The sequence below is a fragment of the Stenotrophomonas sp. SKA14 genome (genome assembly GCF_000158575.1).
Lineage (GTDB): Bacteria > Pseudomonadota > Gammaproteobacteria > Xanthomonadales > Xanthomonadaceae > Stenotrophomonas > Stenotrophomonas forensis.
This window is the reverse complement of record NZ_DS999412.1, coordinates 3,976,957-3,995,012: the sequence shown is the minus strand read 5'-3', so window position 1 is coordinate 3,995,012 and position 18,056 is coordinate 3,976,957. Positions and strand designations below refer to the sequence as shown.

General features: G+C 62.3%; 21 protein-coding genes. 15 read left to right on the top strand and 6 right to left on the bottom strand.

Annotation, left to right across the window (positions count from 1 at the left end; translation table 11 throughout):
• Positions 1–89 precede the first annotated feature (89 nt).
• From SSKA14_RS18080 to SSKA14_RS18060, 6 genes are all read left to right on the top strand, one after another.
• Positions 90–599, top strand: a complete 510-nt coding sequence (locus SSKA14_RS18080) for a DUF892 family protein (protein ID WP_024957537.1) — start codon at positions 90–92, stop codon at positions 597–599.
• Positions 600–683: 84 nt separating this feature from the next.
• Entirely contained in the window at positions 684–1,628 is a 945-nt protein-coding gene (locus SSKA14_RS18075; protein WP_024957538.1) for a Ku protein, read from the top strand.
• An 18-nt stretch (positions 1,629–1,646) separates the two neighbouring features.
• On the top strand, positions 1,647–1,823 hold the full coding sequence (locus SSKA14_RS23565) for a DUF3606 domain-containing protein (protein ID WP_008266817.1): 177 nt from the start codon (positions 1,647–1,649) through the stop codon (positions 1,821–1,823).
• Between the two features lie 12 nt (positions 1,824–1,835).
• Positions 1,836–4,382 carry a DNA ligase D gene (ligD, locus tag SSKA14_RS18070; RefSeq protein WP_008264674.1) on the top strand — a complete coding sequence of 849 codons (2,547 nt, stop codon included), beginning with the start codon at positions 1,836–1,838 and terminating at the stop codon, positions 4,380–4,382.
• Positions 4,383–4,488: 106 nt separating this feature from the next.
• Positions 4,489–5,058, top strand: a complete 570-nt coding sequence (locus SSKA14_RS18065) for a DUF488 domain-containing protein (RefSeq protein ID WP_083797401.1) — start codon at positions 4,489–4,491, stop codon at positions 5,056–5,058.
• 66 nt (positions 5,059–5,124) lie between these two features.
• A complete protein-coding gene (locus tag SSKA14_RS18060) occupies positions 5,125–6,054 on the top strand; it encodes an NAD(P)/FAD-dependent oxidoreductase (RefSeq protein WP_050413388.1) in 930 nt (309 codons plus the stop codon).
• 29 nt (positions 6,055–6,083) lie between these two features.
• Here the strand turns inward: SSKA14_RS18060 and SSKA14_RS18055 are convergent, their stop codons facing one another.
• The 3 genes from SSKA14_RS18055 to SSKA14_RS18045 are packed head-to-tail and all read right to left on the bottom strand — an operon-like array spanning position 6,084 to position 7,856.
• The gene (locus SSKA14_RS18055) at positions 6,084–6,674 is read right to left on the bottom strand and encodes an isochorismatase family cysteine hydrolase (RefSeq protein WP_040008426.1); all 591 of its coding nucleotides are present in this window, start codon (positions 6,672–6,674) and stop codon (positions 6,084–6,086) included.
• Position 6,675: 1 nt separating this feature from the next.
• Positions 6,676–7,314, bottom strand: coding sequence for a DUF6766 family protein (locus SSKA14_RS18050; protein ID WP_040008423.1), 639 nt, complete (start codon positions 7,312–7,314; stop codon positions 6,676–6,678).
• 47 nt (positions 7,315–7,361) lie between these two features.
• Positions 7,362–7,856 (bottom strand): ferritin-like domain-containing protein, encoded by a 495-nt coding sequence (locus SSKA14_RS18045; RefSeq protein ID WP_040008420.1) that lies wholly within the window; start codon positions 7,854–7,856, stop codon positions 7,362–7,364.
• 244 nt (positions 7,857–8,100) lie between these two features.
• Between SSKA14_RS18045 and SSKA14_RS18040 the strand changes: the two genes are divergently transcribed.
• Together SSKA14_RS18040 and SSKA14_RS18035 are read left to right on the top strand one after the other, a co-directional pair.
• Positions 8,101–8,514, top strand: coding sequence for a hypothetical protein (locus SSKA14_RS18040; RefSeq protein ID WP_008267992.1), 414 nt, complete (start codon positions 8,101–8,103; stop codon positions 8,512–8,514).
• Positions 8,515–8,704: 190 nt separating this feature from the next.
• The gene (locus tag SSKA14_RS18035; protein WP_008265322.1) at positions 8,705–9,700 is read left to right on the top strand and encodes a CorA family divalent cation transporter; all 996 of its coding nucleotides are present in this window, start codon (positions 8,705–8,707) and stop codon (positions 9,698–9,700) included.
• A gap of 555 nt (positions 9,701–10,255) precedes the next feature.
• On the opposite strand, the gene SSKA14_RS18025 is transcribed toward SSKA14_RS18035, so the two are convergent.
• The 3 genes from SSKA14_RS18025 to SSKA14_RS18015 are packed head-to-tail and all read right to left on the bottom strand — an operon-like array spanning position 10,256 to position 12,603.
• The gene (locus tag SSKA14_RS18025) at positions 10,256–10,534 is read right to left on the bottom strand and encodes a membrane protein (RefSeq protein WP_040008414.1); all 279 of its coding nucleotides are present in this window, start codon (positions 10,532–10,534) and stop codon (positions 10,256–10,258) included.
• A 6-nt stretch (positions 10,535–10,540) separates the two neighbouring features.
• Entirely contained in the window at positions 10,541–10,918 is a 378-nt protein-coding gene (locus SSKA14_RS24220; protein WP_232281412.1) for a hypothetical protein, read from the bottom strand.
• Positions 10,915–12,603 carry a PAS domain S-box protein gene (locus SSKA14_RS18015; protein ID WP_008267364.1) on the bottom strand — a complete coding sequence of 563 codons (1,689 nt, stop codon included), beginning with the start codon at positions 12,601–12,603 and terminating at the stop codon, positions 10,915–10,917. Before SSKA14_RS18015 ends, SSKA14_RS24220 begins: the two co-directional genes overlap by 4 nt.
• A gap of 928 nt (positions 12,604–13,531) precedes the next feature.
• Here SSKA14_RS18015 and SSKA14_RS18010 point away from each other — a divergent pair.
• The 7 genes from SSKA14_RS18010 to SSKA14_RS17975 all read left to right on the top strand — a co-directional run bounded on the left by SSKA14_RS18010 (position 13,532) and on the right by SSKA14_RS17975 (position 18,044).
• Complete coding sequence (locus tag SSKA14_RS18010) at positions 13,532–14,437, top strand: hypothetical protein (RefSeq protein ID WP_146260241.1); 906 nt, start codon at positions 13,532–13,534, stop codon at positions 14,435–14,437.
• A gap of 361 nt (positions 14,438–14,798) precedes the next feature.
• Positions 14,799–15,185: an H-NS family nucleoid-associated regulatory protein gene (locus tag SSKA14_RS18005; protein WP_008264690.1), complete on the top strand. Its 387-nt coding sequence runs from the start codon at positions 14,799–14,801 to the stop codon at positions 15,183–15,185.
• 992 nt (positions 15,186–16,177) lie between these two features.
• Positions 16,178–16,417: a hypothetical protein gene (locus SSKA14_RS17995; RefSeq protein WP_040008402.1), complete on the top strand. Its 240-nt coding sequence runs from the start codon at positions 16,178–16,180 to the stop codon at positions 16,415–16,417.
• Entirely contained in the window at positions 16,414–16,788 is a 375-nt protein-coding gene (locus SSKA14_RS17990) for a hypothetical protein (RefSeq protein ID WP_040008400.1), read from the top strand. The genes SSKA14_RS17995 and SSKA14_RS17990 overlap by 4 nt, the downstream gene beginning before the upstream one ends.
• 474 nt (positions 16,789–17,262) lie before the next feature.
• Positions 17,263–17,514 carry a hypothetical protein gene (locus SSKA14_RS17985; RefSeq protein WP_040008397.1) on the top strand — a complete coding sequence of 84 codons (252 nt, stop codon included), beginning with the start codon at positions 17,263–17,265 and terminating at the stop codon, positions 17,512–17,514.
• 36 nt (positions 17,515–17,550) lie between these two features.
• Complete coding sequence (locus tag SSKA14_RS17980) at positions 17,551–17,736, top strand: hypothetical protein (RefSeq protein WP_008268538.1); 186 nt, start codon at positions 17,551–17,553, stop codon at positions 17,734–17,736.
• Positions 17,736–18,044 carry a hypothetical protein gene (locus SSKA14_RS17975; protein WP_040008394.1) on the top strand — a complete coding sequence of 103 codons (309 nt, stop codon included), beginning with the start codon at positions 17,736–17,738 and terminating at the stop codon, positions 18,042–18,044. The genes SSKA14_RS17980 and SSKA14_RS17975 overlap by 1 nt, the downstream gene beginning before the upstream one ends.
• The last annotated feature ends 12 nt before the right edge of the window (positions 18,045–18,056 follow it).

Below are 18,056 nucleotides of genomic sequence, written 5' to 3'. Positions count from 1 at the left end.
CGTTCGCCAAGCCTTCACTCGGGGATCGCTTGATCCGCATCCCAGCCTCGATACGGTAAGGCTTCGCCCGACACGATAGGAGGAGATTCATGGCAGAGCTCAAAGAGAACCTGTTGGACTGGCTCCGCGACGCCCACGCGATGGAGCAGCAGGCGGAGACCATGCTCAAGGGGCAGGCGTCCCGCATCGAGCACTACCCAGTGCTGAAGGCGCGCATTGAAGAGCACATTCAGGAAACCATTGGCCAGCGCGAACGGCTGGAAGGGTGCATCAAGCGCTTGGGCGGCTCGCCGTCGACCCTCAAGGACGTGATGGGCAAGATGGCAGCCTTCGGTCAGGCCGTCGGCGGCATGACGGCCTCCGACGAGATCGTCAAAGGCGCGATGGCCGGTTACGTCTTCGAGCATTTCGAGATCGCCTCCTACACGGCCCTGATCGCCGCAGCGAAGACGGTGGGCGATGCAGAAACGGCCCGGATCTGCGAAGAAATCCTCGTGCAGGAAGAGGCGATGGCCGACTGGCTGGCGGCCCACCTGCCCGAGGTGACCGAAGAGTTCATGGTGCGCGACGCCACGCCGGGCGTCGAAGCCAAAAAGTAACCGCTGCGCCGCGCCGGCCGGGTTCACGCCCGGCCGACGCGGCCGGGCCTACAACGAAAGGCCCTAGGATTGGAGGCGGCTGGCATGCCCAGGCCCATCTGGAGTGGTTCGTTGTCCTTCGGGCTGCTCAACGTTCCGGTGTCCCTCATGTCCGGCGAGCGTCGCATGGATCTGAGCTTTCGCATGTTGGACGCACGAAACAAAAAGCCCATTCGCTACGAGCGGGTCAACGCCGAAACCGGCGAAGAAGTGCCTTGGAAGGACATCGTCAAAGCCTTTGAATACGACAAGGGCAGCTACGTCGTCATAGAGAAAGAAGACATCGCCGCGGCCGCCCCCGAGACGCACGAGTCCATCGACGTGGAGGCCTTTGTCGACGCCGAGAGCATCGGGCTGAGGTTCTTCGAAAAGCCCTACATCTTGGTGCCCGGCAAGAAGGCCGAAAAGGGCTATGTCCTGCTCCGAGAGACCCTGAAGGAAACCGGCAAGGTGGGCATCGCCAGGGTGGTCATCCGCACGCGCGAATACATTTGCGCGGTGATGCCCGAAGGCGATGCGTTGATCATGATCCTGCTTCGCTACCCGCAGGAGTTGGTGGCTCCGGACGAATACAAACTGCCGCAGGGGGGGGCGTCGGACTACCGGGTTGCGCCCAAAGAGCTCGAAATGGCCAAGCAGCTGATTGAGAGCATGACCTCTGAGTGGGAGCCGGACAGCTACCAGGACGAGTTCCGCGAGCGCCTGTCCGACATCATCAAGAAGCGGGTGAAGCAGGCCGGAGCCACGACCACCTTCGAGGAACCGGAACATCGCGAGGACTCGGCGACCAACGTGGTGGACTTCATGGCGCTGCTCCAGAAGAGCTTGGAAACCAACAAGCGCACCCCGGCGAAAGCAACGCCGGTGAAGACCGCCTCCAAGTCCTCCACCAAAGACAGCAAGCCTGCCAAGAAGGCCGCCATAAAGAAGGCCCCAGCAAAGAAAGCCGCAAAGAAAGCCCCCGCCAAGAAGGCTCTAAAGAGCGCCTGATCACCCAAGGAGAATCCCATGAGCGACGACAAGAAGAACACCGGCAGCCCGGACCGCGACCGCATCAACGTCAACGAAGACTACGAACTCCAGTATTGGACCAAGGCGCTGGGCGTGTCCGCCGACGAGCTCCGGGCCGCCGTCAAAGCCGTGGGCCCCACCGCTGCGGCCGTTCGCAAGCACCTGGGCAAGTAACGAGGAGCCGTCATGTCCTTGGTCGAATACCGCCGCAAGCGCCGCTTTGACCAGACCAAGGAGCCGGAGCCTGGCAAAGCGCTGCCCCAAGGGCAGCGCGCCATTTTCGTGGTCCAACTCCACCACGCCAGCCGCCGGCACTACGACTTCCGGCTGCAAATCGGCGACGCCCTGAAGAGTTGGGCCGTCCCCAAAGGCCCCAGTTACGACCCCAAGGTCAAGCGCATGGCCGTGGAAGTAGAAGACCATCCCGTCGACTACGCCAGCTTCGAAGGCGAGATCCCCAAAGGGCAATACGGTGGTGGGCACGTGGCCCAGTTTGATCACGGCGTCTGGGCCACCCAAGGAGACCCAGAGGCACAACTTGCCAAGGGTCACCTGCGCTTCGAGCTGTTTGGCACCAAGCTCAAAGGCGGGTGGCACCTGGTCCGCTCCGGCAAGCCTGCCCGTCAGCCGCAGTGGCTGTTGTTCAAGGACGACGATGCGTATGCGAGCGATCTGGAAGCGGACGATCTGCTCGCCGATGTGTCGGCGGCCCCAACGGCAGACATCAGGAGGGCCGGCGGCGGTAAAGCCGACAAGAAGAAGCTCAAAGCCCTCCCTGCAAAGCGTGCGCGACGGAAGAACTGGGCCAAGAAGGCCTTGGTCCTGCCCAAAGCGAAAGAGGCGGCTCCGCCTTCCGGCCCCTTCGAGCCCCAGTTGGCCACGCTGGGGGAGGCCCCGCCGCAGGGCGACCAATGGGTCCATGAGATCAAGTGGGACGGGTATCGGATCCTCGCAACGGTCGCCGATGGGGCCGTCCGGCTCTGGTCCCGCAACGCGTTGGAGTGGACCGACAAGATCCCCGAGATACGCGACGCCGTGGCGGAGTTGGGCCTTACCTCTGCTGCCTTGGATGGCGAACTCATCGCCGGATCGGGCACCAAGGAGGACTTCAACCTGCTCCAGGCGACATTGTCCGGGGAGCGGCAAGGCGCGCTGGCCTACGCGCTCTTCGACCTGCTCTACATCGATGGCGTGGACGTGGCCGCAGCACCTCTGTTGGAGCGCAAGGCGCTCCTGCAGGAGCTGCTGGCGGGCCAGGCCGGCCACTTGGCCTTCAGCTCTCACGTCCAAGGCGACGGCAACGAAGCCTACCGCCTGGCTGGCGAACAGCACTTTGAAGGCATCATTTCCAAGCGCGCCGATCGCGGCTACCACCTCGGCCGCAGCGACGACTGGCGCAAGACCAAGCAGCTGGCCAGCGACGAGTTCGCCGTGGTCGGTTACACGGCCCCCAAGGGCAGCCGCAGCGGCTTTGGCTCGCTTTTACTGGCCAAGCCCGACGCCAAACACGGTTGGCTCTACGTGGGCCGGGTGGGCACCGGGTTCTCCGACGCCTTGATCAAGGACGTGAGCAAGAGGATCCAAGGGGGAGGCAAGAAGCCGACGGCCTACGTGCCCACCGAGGACACCGATCTTCGCTCTGCCACGTGGTTCGAGCCGCGCTTCGTGGTGGAGGTGTTCTATCGCGGCATCGGGGGGCAGCAACTGCTGCGCCAAGCCTCCTTGAAAGCCGTGCGGGCCGACAAGGAAGTGAATGATTTGGCGGATTCGGATCGCGCCGCCCCGGCGAAACCGGCCCGTGGCAAACGGGCATCGGCGGCGTCTTCTGCCCGCAAGACCGCCGCAACGCCTCAAGTCGAACGCGTGCCCCCCAAACTGTCCTCCCCGAGCAAGGTCCTTTTCCCTGGCGACGGCTATACGAAGCAAGACGTTTGGGATTACTACTCGGCAGTGATGGATCACCTGCTGCCCGAGGTGATCAACCGGCCCTTGTCGATCATTCGCTGTCCCGCCGGCACTGGCAAGCCTTGCTTCTTCCAAAAGCACCACACCGCCGGGCTGGAGCTGGTGGACTCGGTCAAGCTGAAGGAGGACAGCGGCATCAACGCCCACTACCTCGTAGTGCGCGACGCGGCCAGCTTGCTGGAGCTGGTCCAGTTCAATGCCCTGGAGTTCCATCCGTGGGGAAGCCACGCGGAGGAGCCTGACCGTGCCGACCGGGTGGTATTCGATCTAGACCCCGGCCCAGATGTGCCTTTCGCGGAGGTAAAAAAGGCTGCCACTGATATCCGGAAGCTTCTGGCCCAACTAGAGCTGGAGTCCTTCCTGCGGGTATCTGGAGGCAAGGGCCTTCATGTCGTGGTGCCCTTGAATCCCGGGTGCGACTGGGACCTGACCAAGCGCTTCGCCAAAGGATTCGCCGACGCGTTGGCCCAGTCGGAACCTCAGCGGTTCTTGGCCACCGCCACCAAAGCCCTTCGAAACAAGCGGATCTTTGTCGACTACCTGCGTAACGGTCGAGGTGCCACCGCAGCGGCGTCGTATTCCCTGCGGGGTAGACCGGGCGCGCCTGTCGCGATGCCTCTGGCGTGGAGCGAGCTGCCAAACCTCAAACGGGCTGACGCGTTCACGATCAAGGACGTGCCGGGCAAGCTGAAACGTCGCCGCAAGGATCCCTGGGAGGGCATCGATGCGTTGAAGCAGAACTTGTCGAAATGGGCCCGAAACGACTAGCCGCTATCCCCGCGGTCGTGTCCGAGCGTAGACGGGCAGACGCGAGCGTCGTTGGCAGCTGCCGAGCACGTGATGAGCACGCGGGCTTGATGCCGGCTCCTGTCCAATGAGCCTCATGCAGTGCGATGCTCCCGCTCCGACCCCGGTGACCGTCTGGACCATCGGGCATTCCACTCGACCTTGGGACGAGTTCTTACACCTGCTGTTCGCACAAGGCATCTCGGCGATCGCGGACGTGCGTCGTTTCCCAGGATCGCGTCGTCACCCTTGGTTCGCATCCGAGCAGATGGCTAAAACGCTGCCAGCGCACGGCGTGGAGTATCTTTGGATTCCTGAACTGGGCGGGCGGCGCAAGGTGCAGCCGGATTCGCCCAATGGTGCGTGGGACAACGCCGCGTTTCAGGGCTACGCAGACCACATGGCGACCGCCGAGTTCGCCGGCGGGCTATCGAAGGTGCTTGCACTGGGGGGCAAACATCGGACCGCGCTGATGTGCGCGGAGGCACCCTGGTGGCGCTGCCACCGACGTCTCATCTCCGACCTGCTGATGCACCGGGGCCATGAGGTGTTGCACATCGTGTCCCACGCCGAACCCAAGCCGCATCCGCTGAACCCGATGGCGCAGGCCGCCGGGCCAGCGCTTGTCTACCCACCGGCCCAGACCGAGCTGTTCTGAACCAACCAGTTCGGGCGAACGAGTGTCGCGACCGCCCGGCGCATTTCCCCCATCGAGCAAGCGAAGATGACCAGTCCAAGCCCGCCAACCTCGCAGGACCTGCCTGCCTTCGACGCCATCGTGATCGGCGGAAGCTATGCGGGCATGTCGGCTGCCTTGCAGTTGGCGCGCGCTTGCCGCACGGTGTTGGTGATAGACCACGGGCAGCCCCGCAACCAACGCGCTGGGAAGGCGCACGGGTGTTTGGGGTGGGATGGGGCGAGCCCCGCAGCCTTGCTTGAGACCGGCCGCCGGCAGTTGCTGGCCTACGAGGGAGTGCAATGGGTGACCGATGAGGCCACCGACGCCGCCGGTTCACTGGAGGCCGGGTTCCGTGTCGATTGTGTATCCGGCGATTACTACTACGCCCAGCGACTGATACTTGCGCACGGCGTGGAGGATCGGTTGCCCGACGTCCCGGGGCTCGCGGAGCGATGGGGAAAAACCGTCCTCCATTGCCCCTACTGCCACGGCTATGAAATCTGCGGAACAGCCATCGGCGTGCTTATTGCGTCCAGATCCGAAGCGATGGATCAAGTCAGGGCGCTTTCTCAGTGGGGACAGATCACGGCGTTCCACGACGGCGCGCTTTCTGCGTCGGAGGTGGAAGAGCTTTCTCTGCAGCTGAGGGGCATCGGTGCGACCCTGGAGAAGGAGGCCCTGGTTGGCATGACCGGCAAAGCGTCCTTGACTCTCGCAGACGGCAGCTCCCGCGAAGTGGAAGCCTTGTTCGTCCACCCGGAAACCACGTTGGCCTCCGGCTTGGCCAAATGCTTGGGTTGCGCAACCGAGGACGCGGGATGCATCACGACCGATTCGGCCAAGCAATCCACCATCCCAGGGGTGTTCGCGTGCGGCGATGCAGCCCGGTTTGCAGGGAACATCGCCCTGGCGGTGGGGGAGGGAGCCTTGGCGGGCGTGGCCGCACACCGATCTTTGCTTGGCTTGCTCCCCTAACGCAGGCCCCGAAGGGCTCAAGAATGTCTCTATTTCCGTCCAATAGGATCAATCGCTGAACGGCGAGGGCCGCTCTCGATTGACTGAAGCAGCGCTCCGGTCGTGCGCACTTGGACGCTCCCGGTGGATCGCAGCAGCGTCAGCGCGGCGGACCGGCGCTTTGGCAGGCACGCCGTGGCGTCGGAGATGACAACGGTAGAGAACTCCCGCGAGTGTGCGTCGATAGCGGTGGCGTGAATACAGGAATCCAAGGCCATGCCTACAAGCACCAGGGTGCGAACGTCCAGCTTTGCGAGAAGCACGGCCAGCGGGGTCGCCAGGAACGCCGAGTGCTTCGGCTTGAGCACCGTGTAATGATCCGGGCCAGGGAAAAGGAGTCGGGCAATGTCACCGGCCGGACCGCCCTCATGGCGACACACCTCCGCCAGCTGGTGAAAGCCGCACTTCCAGTCGCCAAAGTTGTCGTTGGCATAGATGACGGGCCAGCCCCTTTCGTCAAACGCCGTTCGAATCTGACCGGCTTTTTTCGCGGCCCGGAGGGCCAGCGGTGCGAGTTGCTGCCCATCGGGAAAGTCGAACTTGCTGAACAGGTCGATGATCAGGAGGGCGGGCGTGCGCACCTCAGTCCCCCGTCTGTGAATGCGGCGCTTCCACCGCCTTGGATTGTGGCGAATCCTTCTGCCGCAGGAAGATGGTCAGCACAACCAGCGCCAAGACCGCTAGAAACTCGCTTTGCCAGTTCTGCATGGACTCAAACCAAAAGTCGCTGCTGAAGAGGTGATCGGTAAACGATGGGGGCAGCAACCCGTCCAGTCGATTTTCCTGAGACTTGGCTCTCCAACTTCCCACTGCATGGAGCGAGAAGGAGAGGAAGAACAGGAGAAAGAAAACAATGGCCAAAGAGTGGCCGTAGAGGCTCTTCCAGACGCCCCCCTTGCGCACCGGCCAAGGGACCGGCCCTGATTCTACACGGGGCTCTTCTTCTGCTGGGTCGAGGGGGCGCGACTCAGCAGAGCCGGCTTGACGCAGCCGGACGGTGAGCAGCACATACATGCCCATCTGGAGGAACTCGCTTTCCCAGTTCTCAAACGTGGCACTGCTGAAGTGCCCGCTGGCCAAGTAGTCCCAGAAGCCAATGGCCGCCACGCCGTGCTGGTTCAGCTCTTCATTGTGGACCTGCCAACCGGTCAGAGCCTGTCCCACCAGAAAGAGCACCATCAGGCCGAAGAGCACGATCGACAGACCATTGCGACGCCACATTTCCTGCTCCCAAATGAAAGGCGGGCCCGAAGGCCCACCGTGGTTGCTTACTTGCTCGCGGCTTTCTGGTTTCCGCCCTGCTCAGCCAGCAGGGTGAGCTTTTCATCCGTCGCCTTTTCCTCCTCCAACGTCTCCAGAAGGTAGGGCAAGGCGTCCTTGTAGCCCAGCTGTTTGGCCAACGCCGCGATGGTGCCGTAGGAGGCGATCTCGTAGTGCTCCACCTTTTGGGCACCGCCAATCAGGGCGGCGTCGCGCACCGGGCCCTTCTCAATGGAATCGATCACTTCCTTGCCTTCCTCCACCAAGCCTTCCATCGCTGCGCATTTGATGCGCTTCAGGCGGATCCCCAGCACCTCCACGACCTGATCGATGCGTTCGATCTGCCCTTGGGTCTCTTCCAAGTGGGTCTCGAAGGCGGCGGCCAGGTCCGGATTCTCCGCAGCACGGGCCAGGCGGGGCAGGGCCTTGGTCAGCTGCTTTTCAGCGCTGTAAATGTCAGAGAGCTCGTGCACAAACAGTTCTTCAGCGGTCTTGATAGCCATGTGGGCATCCGAGTTAGGGAGAGCCATTACCATGCCCCGCTGGTCGGCGACGATGCGTGAAGGACCGGTGCAATCAAGGTTATGACACGCGCGTAGCGGAGGAAACGGAGAAATCTGCACCATCAGACGTGCCCAGAAAGGGAAGCGGTCAGGGCCGGAGCCCTGCGCCCTGTCAATGAGGAACTCCCCGGGCCGGTCGCCGCCATGGGAGTTATGATGAACGTCCCTCCCACGGCGTGGTCCCATGCGCTTGAGCAAACTGGACATCGCCATCGGCCACTTGGAAGCCGCGTGCGCGCTCTATCTGGCGGGCCATCACCCCGCCACCGTCGTGCTTCTGGCCGGCACGGCAGAGGACATGCTTCGCGCGCTGCCCCCGGCCAACGACACCCCCACCATTGGCGAGCACATGCTCCAGGTGGCCAGGCAGATGAGCGCCCGCCAGGATCTGGTCTACCGTGACATCAAAGAGGACATGGTGGGACTGCGGAATGCAGTGAAGCACGCGACTCGAGAGGGCGAGCACCACGTGGATCTGTTCCCCGTCGACGAGCACCGCTACCTCTTGGGCGCGTTGCTGAATGCGTTTCGCTGCGGCGCTCACTTCTCTGCGGCGATGACAGAAGCGTATGTGCGGATCGCCGATGCCGAAGGATGAATAGCCTTGCGAAGCGAGTGAGCGCAGTTAGACCTTGGACTGTCGAACCCTAAGGGTCTTCGCTTTCGCCCCGAGGACCTCAACGACCGTCCGGGCGGCGTAGCGCAGTTTCAAGGCCATTCTTGCCGCGGGGCAAGCGCAGTGTTGGATCTTCACGTGTGGCTCAACTGGCGCTCGGCAAGATTCCCGCATGGATACCCCCGACGTTCCTGAAAGTGGCTTGACCATCAAGCTTTATCGCGAGAAGGGCAGTTGCACGCTTCGATTGGAGGATCTTCCTAGCAATCCTCCGAGCGACGACGAACTTCTTTGGGTGGATCTATGCGGGGCTCCCAATCAGCAAGCCGAACAGGTGTGGCGCGCGCTGAGGTTGAATCCCGCATCCCTGCCGAGCAGTCCCATCGCCACCAATCCCCGGCTTGAAAAGTTCGCCGACCATTTCATGGCGCGTGTAGTGGCAGTGTTGCGTGGGAAGGGGCTGAAGTTCCAAGGCGCGGTGTTGACCGTCGTGGCTGGGGCGAACTTTGTGGTGACCCACCACGACGAAGACATTGCCTTCTTGGCCGATCTGCGGGAGCGGGAACCCGAGAGCGCCCGCGACATCGGCTGCTTGGGCGAGGCGAGCTTCGTGGCCGCATTGTTGGATTGGCATCTTTCCACGTATTTCTCCGCCGTCGCGCTGTTTGAGGTGGAGATCGAACGGTTGGAGAGTCGGATCTTGTCTGATCAGCCCCCTGGGCGCTCGGCCCTGCCCGAGCTCGCCGCGCTCCGAGCCGCGGCCTCTCGGCTCCGACGGATGCTGGCACCGCACCGAACTGTCTTCGACGGCCTCTCGCGGCCGGACTTCGTGCCTGACGGGGCCGAAGAGGTGGCGCGGCACTTACGCGATCTGGACGACAGGTTTGAGCGAGCGTTGGACGTGGTTGAGAACGCCCGAGAGCTCGTTGTTGGCAGCTTCCAGCTCTTCAGCACCCAGACCGAGCTCCAAACCAACGAACGCATGAAGCTGCTGACCTTCGTGACGGTGGTGACCGGCTTGCTGGCCGTCATCGCGGGCGCGTTGGGCATGAACTTCGATGCCAACTTCTTCGGCATGAAGACCGAAGGCTTCTGGATTGCGGTGGGCATCATGGCGGGGTTGGGCGCGACCTCAATTTTCGTCGGGCGAAAGCGCGGGTGGCTGTAATCCTGCCCCGGTCCGTGGCAGATAGGGTTTCTGCGAGGCACAGGCGGAAACCTGCCTGAATCCGCTGCGTGTCGTCCCTGGTCCCAGCTTCAGGTAATGGATCGGAGGCTGCCCCGTCAGAAAGTTGGCGTTCTCCTGAGGGATTCAGACTGGCTTTCGATCTTCATGTCTGCCATGAAGTAGTCTGGGATGGATGGTGAAGCGCAGGTTAGAAAACGATGCAAGGGGGAGTGAGGAGTGCTCAGTATGATTCGCTTTGCAGCGCGCTCGATGGGATTCATGGAAGGCAGGAGCTGACGGAGTTCGCCTCGGATTGGGGCCTCCACCGCACTCCCAGCGGGGACAGCGCCGTGGAGCTATGGAAAGGCGCGGCGATGGGGGCCGGCGTTGAGATCTTGTTGCTTCCGCCCGTGTCCGCTTCCAGCGACTGGGCCATCTCGACGCTGGTCACGGTCGGAGGCCGGGTCGAACATGTCAGGCGACGCGCGTTTCGGATCTGATGAGAGCGGCTGCTCAAGGCCTACGACGGCCTTTCTTGGTGCGGCAAATACTGGGTCAGCAGGGAGGCGATGCGTCGGTTCGTCGACGTCGACGCCAAGCCAGGATCTGTCCCACCACGGCCGTGAGCAGCAGCAGGGCATTGGTCACCACAAACACCGTTGACCCCAAAAGTGCACTGTAGACGGTGAAAAGGGTGGACGCGGTCATCTGACCGACGAACAGCCACTTGGAGACCGTTTCGGGGTGGGGAGACTGCCACTGTTTGATCATTTGCCGGACCAGCGTGGCAATCAGCACTACGGTTGCAGCCCAGCCGAGAACATCAGGATGCATGGCCGCTCACCCGTCCTTTGAGTCGTGGACAGTTGAACCGTCTTGGTCGTGCGCCGGGCGCTTATGAGGCTCCTCAATGATTTCCTTGTTGAGGATGCGAACCTCACCCACCATCAGCAGGCGCATGTCGCGCACGATGTAGTCGGCCAACGCCTCATTGGTGATGTCGTCACCGGCGATGTCCAGCCGGAAGCCTTGGCCCTGAATCCCGCCCCCGTTGCTGAAATCAATCTCGAAATCAAAGCACACCCGCTTATCCATGTTGCCCTCTCCATCGGTGAGATTGGGCGGCACTGAAGGGCCGCTTGCTACGCTAAAGGCGATCATCGGCGTAAGGGGGCAGCCCACAACTGGCCCCATGCCCGGATCTGAGGGCAGGCTCACTGCCGTTCCCGCTTTCGGCGGTCGTAGAGTTTCATGTCTGCGCGATTGATGGTATCGGCCACCGATTCCGAGGGCCGACCAATGGCGCAACCGCCGGAAAAGCGGATCGGTGCCTCGCCGGCGCGCTCGTGGTAGGTGTCCTCCAACACGCTCAGCCGTTCCAACGTCGCATCGGGGACGAACACGAGGAACTCGTCGCCCCCGAGCCGAACCACCGCTTCCTCGCCTTGGAGCGGGGCGGACAGGAAAGCCACGAAGTCGACCAGCACCTTGTCGCCTTGGGCGTGGCCTTGGGTGTCGTTGACTTCTTTGAAGTGGTCCAAGTCAAACACCAGACAGCCCCACCCATCGAACTGCTGGTGGGCCAGATCGGCCAAGTAGCGACGGTTGAACGCTCGGGTGAGCGGGTCGCGGGTCGCCAAGTCGTGGAGCTGCTGCTCTTGGATGTGTTGAGTCGTGATGTCTTGCGCGTGGCCCAGCACGTAGGGCGGTTGGGCTTCTGTGTCCAGCACGTTGTGATACGCCCAGAAGCGGCGCGATCCGTCGCGGGCCACCAGCTCCATCATGCCCGAGTCGCTCTCGTTTTCCCGGATGCGATCCAAGTAAGCCTTGAACGCGTCCTGCTTGCTCTGGGGAATGAGCTCGGCCAGCGATCGGCCGACGACGTCACCCTCCGAGAGACCCAGTGAGTGCGAGGCCGCAGGGTTGACCGACGTGACCGTCCCGTCCAAGGAATGCGTGCAGATGAGGCCGAGGCTGTGTTGGAACAGCCTGCGGTAGCGTGCCTCGCTATGCGCCAAGGCCTCGACCGCCGCCCGTTGCTCCGTCACGTCCTGGATCGCGCCGATCAATCGGGCACCGGTTTCGGTCTCTTCCCGCTGGCCCACCACGTGGACCCACGTGCGCTCCCCCGAAAGCTTGCTGGACGGAAGGGTCAAATCGATGGGCACACCCGATGAGATACAGTCTTCCAGGGCGGCCTCCAGCCGCTGCCGTGCGCCTTCCGGATACAGGGCAATCGCCGTGTCCAGGCCGGGCACCGCGTCGTCAGAGACGCCATGGATCCTCCGGGTCTCCTTGGTCCATTTGACTTCTCCAGTTCCAAGCACCAGCTCCCACCCTCCGACCTTGGCCAGTGCATTGGTGCGCTCCAGAAAGAACTGGCTTCTCTGAAAACGCCGTTGCAAGGCCTGGGATTCGCTGACCCGCTCAAGAAGGCGAGCGCGCTGCTGCATGCCGACTGCGGCGGCCTGGGCCAAGCATGACAGGGCTGCTCCCTGCTCCGCTGAGATCGTTCCCGGGTTTGGGCTGAGCAGGCAAAGCGTTCCCACGTTCTGGCCATTGGCGCTGATGGGCGCACCGACGTAGTGGCGGACGAAAGGCGGACCCAGGACCAACGGGTTGGTCGAAAAGCGGGCGTCCTGGGCGGCGTCTGCCACCTCAAACAGCTCATCGGACTGGATGGCCCAGGTGCAGAAGGAAATGTCGCGGGGCGTCTCGTCCACACCGGGAAGGCCTATTTGGGCCTTGAACCATTGGCGATCCCCGTCCACCAAGGAGATCAGGGCGATCGGCATGCCCGTCATGTTTCTCGCGGCCCGGGTCAGGGCGTCGAAAAAGGGCTCGGGATCAGAATCAAGGATCCGTAATGACTCCAGAGCAGTCTGACGGGCGGCCTCGGCCATCGGTCACCTTCATCATGTGGGGCTACCGCGATAGATTAGTCAGATCCTGCGTCTGGGGCCGGTGAACGCCAGGCGGAGTGGCCCATTGGGCCGCCGTGCCTCCGGGCCGCTCCTTACAAGCCGGCAGCGACGGCGACTTAGACCGCTTGGCGATAGCCGCCACGTGGCTATTGAGTCGCTCGGGCAACCCCAAAGACGCTGAGAGAAGCGTCAAGCCCCTTGGCTCACTGAGTTTGGCAGTCGCGGATCCAAGACGGTCTGACATGCGGCCTATTTCGCAATGCCACGGGTTTTTGTGGGCAGTCTCGCGGATTCGATATTTAGTCAAATGCCAACGGGTGGTCGCCTATTGCAGACGTCAGATTTCGATCAAGGATGAATGCATCGAACATTCAGACGGGAGGGTCTTATGGGGTTGTCGAATGAGTGGGCCAATAAATGGCGTCAACGTGTGGCTACAGTGGATCAGCGTTCCGTCGACGCACTGCGGGCGCTGGCCGAGTCACGAAGGGCGAGGGGCCTCGTGCTGGGAGGGGCGGTAGCCGCGTTGTTGGGTCTGGCGGGTTGGTCACTACGGCCACCGCCGGACGACGGCGAAGGACTCTCGCAGTTCTGCAGAAGCACCGCAGGTGGCAACCTCTTTCGAACGAACGTCTGCTATGACCGACTGCTGCCGGTGCTTGAGGAGCTCGTTGAGAGTCGCAGGGATGGGTATGACGTCCAACGAATCGGTGAAGCCTGTTTACGCGTTGCTGAACGCTCAGGCTGGGATGCCTGCTCGGTCACGGTGACGGGTCTATTCTCAACGCGCAGGACCACGATTGAGTTCTCCCGGGCCGTTGCTAAGCCATTGGTTGTAGCGAGACCTGGAGAGGGACAATGAACAGCCATGCACGGGACCGGCCTCCAACTGCGGCGGAGAGGGGCCGTGCTGATGCCCCGTCTTTTCAAGCCTCAATCCCCGCAGCGCCTTCCCAAGGTCTTGCTTCCGGAGGCCATGCACCAAGCGCTGCAAGTGCAAGCCAGCACCTCTGGCGTGACCATCGCCGAAGCCGTGCGCCAAGTGTTGGCCGATGCGATCACCAAGCCTTTATCCCCGTCGCAAGGCCTGGTGCCTGGGCCTCGCATCGCCCTGGCTCCGGTGTCAGCCCCAGCAGAGTTGGTGGCGACGTTGAAGTCGAGGGCATGGATGGAGCAGGTCAGCCTGGGCGAAATAGTGCGACGCGCGTTGAACGATTTCCTGACCGTGCCAGCACCCGTGGTGGTGCCCGTGTGCGACAAGATCCTGGCTTGGGGACACTACATCCACGGTCGCCAGTGGAAGCACCCGGAAACCCTCCAGGCGTTGTTTGAAAGTCGGCTCATCCTGCACCCGGCTGATCCGTCTGACGACACCGCAAGCGCTTGGAACTGGGTCAAGGCATGCTTGCCAGCGCAAGTGTGGACGCGCATGGAGGCTCCAACCCCAGCAGAGCTTGAGCGGGTCATACAGACCGATACGAAGGCCCGGGAAGCCTTGCTTGCTCCACGCTTGGAGCTATCCGAGGAAGAGACGGGGCGATGCTTTGACGTTCAGTTGATCGCCGGACTGGCCATGACCGTCGCCCGGAAAGGATGGCCAGAGGGGCCATTGCTGCATGGCGCGTATGGCCGCCACTGGATCATCGAATCGACCGCACGAAAGAGGGAAGATATCCTTCTGCAGGACATCGGATTGCGGGTCTGGGCCGAGACGATGGCCATGAAGGCCAATCGCGCCACCCAGCAGCCTGCATCCGATGAGACACGGGGCTCCGAAGGGTTCTTGGTGACGCACGAGGTGGGGAACTGCTGAAGCCGTTCCTGGGCGGGCGGTTTAAGAACGGCAACATCCACGTCATCTTCCACAAGCACGCCTTGCACCTGGTTGACCGCCTGAACGCCCGGATCGCGGGACCGCTGCCCAAGGCTTTGCCGGCGCCCGGTAGCCCCTGGACATTGCGGCATTGCATGGTGGAACGCGGAGGTGGGCACGGCCGGTCCCCTTAACCTCCGAGGGCTTGCTCCAGTGGCCGGCGGAAGGCATGCCCTCAGTGACTCTTGAGGGTGAAGCCCCGTGGCAGTCGCCACTGGAGAGCCGGAGTTGGGCCGTTGAGGGTTTACAGTAATCTCGCAAAAAGGCAGGATCGGGGTTTGACCAACCCCAAGGGAAAGCCGTGGCATTGACGCTTGAACAAATCCGAAAGAAAAAGGCCGAGGCCGAGGCCTTACTGGCCGAAATGGAAAAGGCTGAAGGCGATGCGCTTGCGGCCGAAGCCGGGGCCAGCTTTGCAGGAGTCTACGAGACCTTGCAGCAGTTTGGGCAGCATTACACAACGAAGCAGAAGAACGATCTGAAGGCGCTGCTTGAGCCACGCAAGGCGGTTTCCGCGAGCGCCGGCATCAGTCGCGCCCCGAAGTTCCAGATCCCGGACGGCACCACCTGGGCTGGCACTGGACGTCAGCCGAAGGCCTTCCTTGCGTGGGCCGAAACCGCTGAAGGCAAGGCGTGGAAAAAGAAGCACCCGGACCAGGAATGGCCGGCGCACCCGTATAAGGCCTGACCGGCATTACAGCGTTGCAGATAGAGCCCCGGGAAACCGGGGCTTTTTTTGTGGGCGTTGAACCAGGGCGAAGCGGGGGCTGGGGCGGGAGCCCCGGCCCTGGGCCGTTCCTCCCCGGAGGGGGCTTTTCAGGCGCGGCCCCGGGCCGCGTTCTTTTAAAGTGCGTTGGAAAAAGGGCGGGTGGGGCCTCGGCTTCCACCGGGCCCGGTGCTGGGCGGGAAATGTGCTGCGGTTCAAGTTTTCCGGCGATCTGCGGCCCTTATGGCGGTTTTGATATTTAGTCGATAAAACGTAGGGTGAAAGTATTGCGATTTTTTTGAGGGGGCTTAGTTTGAGTGGGTAGTGAGGGAATGCCCCCTCTTCAAAGGTTTTCTAATGATTGCTTGCGCTATTGGCCGGTCAGGCTTTGTTGCCCTTGGTTATCGGGGGGTCTTCTAATGGCCCACCACCACGCCAGGCCCCTCCAACTCAAGTCGGGCGAATGGGGCGCCCGGGTGCCCGCCCCGAATGTTCGGAACGGCGACAGGCTCACTGTGGTTGCCCGGAGCGGCAGCTCCTGGGAAGCCGTGGTGGTCGGCGTGGTTTGGCAAGGCCCGGAGGTCGCGATTTGCCAAACCGCCCGGGGGCTCATGCAGTGCGGGTGCTGCGGGGAAGTGGGGCAGAAAGGGGCCTACCCCTTCTCAACGTATCCGGCAGAAATGCAGCGTTGCGACGATTGCGGGGGGGCTGCATGAAACCCCCAGCAACGCGTCGCCGCCGCTATTTCGCCTATCAACGCCGCTCTGGGTCCACGTGCTACTTCGGCAAGGACATGCACGCCCACCTCCAGCGGTATCCCCACACCATCGGCCATTACCAGCTCACGCGTTTCCTGGGCACTTCCGCGTTGCTGACCGCTGAAGAAGCGGCCGCCCAAGGATGGATGGCCAAGCCCAGCCGGAGGACCGCATGAGAAGGCGCTACGTCCTCTGGCCCTCACAAGCAGGGTTCGAATGAAAGAGTTGATTGAAATCGAGAACGCCGGTTACCGCCACCGGGTCAAATACATGTGCGACTCAGAAGATGGCTTTGGCGTAGTGACTCGCCAGGAATACAGCTACCTCAAAGATGGGATTGTGGTCTGGAGTCAAGAGTTTCCGGCGGGCGTTTCGTTTCGCGAGATGGCCCTCGTTTTTATGGATTCGGGGTTGTATGTAAGAGCAGACCTGAAGGAGAAGAGGAGGAGCGGATGAGCCGCTACACGCTACAACCCAAGCGGAACAACATGCCACTTGTGGAGACCATCCACGAAACGTGGATTGACGCGCCCAGCAAAGCCGCGTTTCAAGCCCTGGCCGCCGCGCAAGGCCTGAGCATGCGCGCTGCACTGGCCCAGCTCATCGAGCAACACGCCCAGATTCGAGAACCGTTTTCCCCTCGACGCCCCACGCCTTGGACCGGAGAGGCGGCGAAGGGGCGAGAGCGCTACAAAACCGCGCTCCCCAGTGTGCAGGTGGCTCCCCAGGTCGCCATGGCCCTGCTCATCGACGCCAACCGAATCGGCATTCGTCAGCCAGAAGCCGTTCGCCAGTTGGTCTGGCGATGCATCCAAGCCAGCGCCTGACGAATCGGACTGCCTTTTGCGGGCATGGGGCCAAGGACAGCCACGCGGACGCTGGGGCGGAAGCCCCGGCCCATGTCCTAACCTCCCCGGAGGGGGCTTTTCAGGCGCGGCCCCGGGCCGCGTTCTTTTGAGATCTAGGAGAGAGAAGGCAACGGCAAAAGTGGCTCAAAGCAAAAGCGCATTGGGGGAAGGGCAGGTGGGGCCTCGGCTTCCGCCGGGCCCGACGCTGGGCTGGAAATGTGAGGTGTTTCAGGGTTTTTGTGTTTTCTGCTTTTCCCCGTCAGTTTTGTGTTTTAGTCATAAAAATGTAGGGTCAATCTATTGCGAAAAGTTGGTTTTCTTTTACTTTGAGATCAGAGAAGAGCGCTGATGCTCTTTAACCAAAGGAAACCCCATGTTGACGTTCTTTGCTTTTTGCCTCTTGGCTGGATTGGTCGCCGGATTGGCCATTGCTGATCGATTGGATGCGCTCTGATGAATACCCGCAGCCAAACCCAAGCGCCCGCCCGGTCCACCTTCGCCACCACCGCAGCCCTCCTGCGATTCCTGTTCGACGCCATGTCGGGGATGGGGGCGGCCAAGCTGGGATGGGAGATGGTGACCGACCCCAAGGCCAAGCTGTCGGACATTGCCCTCGGCGTGTCGCTCTGCCTGGCCCCTGCAGCGATTGCGGCCACCTGGGCGCTTTGCTTGTTCGGCATCGCCCAACACCACCAGCTTTTTTGAAACCCGAACCCCTGACAACCACGGAGGACCCCGCTCGTGCGAAAACTTTTCAACAAACTGCTCAACATCGCCCTTTTTGGCATGGTTCTGTTCGCCCTGGACCAAGTCCCAGAACGCCTGGATCGCATGTCGCAAACCGCCCAGAACCTGGTTCAGCAGGTGGGCTACTCGGGCCCCATGCAGGGCATCCCCTCGGGCGTGCCAGACGGTTACGAGTTCTGATGACCCCCGCACCCTGGCCATCGTCGGAGCTCGTTCGCCTCGCATGGGCGGCACGCCGGGATCCTCTTGCCCGGCAGCACCTGCTTCAGGCGTTCCAAGAGGGGGCCGATTTCCATACCCCTCTGTCCAGCAGCGATCTGAACGACGACCTGTTTGCCGTCCCTGGGGATTGCATGGCCGGGGTGGTGATTCGGGAACTGACGGGCGTCAAGGACGCCGAAGAGTGGCTGCACGCGTTTCTTCGCGCGCACGAGTTGCATCAAGCGCTGCCACCTGCTGTGGGAAGCGCTGGCAAGCGGCGCTTCTGATGAACCTGAGCA

Coding starts and splice junctions, on each gene's coding strand:
- SSKA14_RS18080 (WP_024957537.1), top strand. CDS start 90: ATGGCAGAGCTCAAAGAGAACCTGTTGGACTGGCTCCGCGACGCCCAC.
- SSKA14_RS18075 (WP_024957538.1), top strand. CDS start 684: ATGCCCAGGCCCATCTGGAGTGGTTCGTTGTCCTTCGGGCTGCTCAAC.
- SSKA14_RS23565 (WP_008266817.1), top strand. CDS start 1,647: ATGAGCGACGACAAGAAGAACACCGGCAGCCCGGACCGCGACCGCATC.
- ligD (WP_008264674.1), top strand. CDS start 1,836: ATGTCCTTGGTCGAATACCGCCGCAAGCGCCGCTTTGACCAGACCAAG.
- SSKA14_RS18065 (WP_083797401.1), top strand. CDS start 4,489: ATGAGCCTCATGCAGTGCGATGCTCCCGCTCCGACCCCGGTGACCGTC.
- SSKA14_RS18060 (WP_050413388.1), top strand. CDS start 5,125: ATGACCAGTCCAAGCCCGCCAACCTCGCAGGACCTGCCTGCCTTCGAC.
- SSKA14_RS18050 (WP_040008423.1), bottom strand. CDS start 7,314: ATGTGGCGTCGCAATGGTCTGTCGATCGTGCTCTTCGGCCTGATGGTG.
- SSKA14_RS18045 (WP_040008420.1), bottom strand. CDS start 7,856: ATGGCTATCAAGACCGCTGAAGAACTGTTTGTGCACGAGCTCTCTGAC.
- SSKA14_RS18040 (WP_008267992.1), top strand. CDS start 8,101: ATGCGCTTGAGCAAACTGGACATCGCCATCGGCCACTTGGAAGCCGCG.
- SSKA14_RS18035 (WP_008265322.1), top strand. CDS start 8,705: ATGGATACCCCCGACGTTCCTGAAAGTGGCTTGACCATCAAGCTTTAT.
- SSKA14_RS18025 (WP_040008414.1), bottom strand. CDS start 10,534: ATGCATCCTGATGTTCTCGGCTGGGCTGCAACCGTAGTGCTGATTGCC.
- SSKA14_RS18015 (WP_008267364.1), bottom strand. CDS start 12,603: ATGGCCGAGGCCGCCCGTCAGACTGCTCTGGAGTCATTACGGATCCTT.
- SSKA14_RS17995 (WP_040008402.1), top strand. CDS start 16,178: ATGAAAGAGTTGATTGAAATCGAGAACGCCGGTTACCGCCACCGGGTC.
- SSKA14_RS17990 (WP_040008400.1), top strand. CDS start 16,414: ATGAGCCGCTACACGCTACAACCCAAGCGGAACAACATGCCACTTGTG.
- SSKA14_RS17985 (WP_040008397.1), top strand. CDS start 17,263: ATGAATACCCGCAGCCAAACCCAAGCGCCCGCCCGGTCCACCTTCGCC.
- SSKA14_RS17975 (WP_040008394.1), top strand. CDS start 17,736: ATGACCCCCGCACCCTGGCCATCGTCGGAGCTCGTTCGCCTCGCATGG.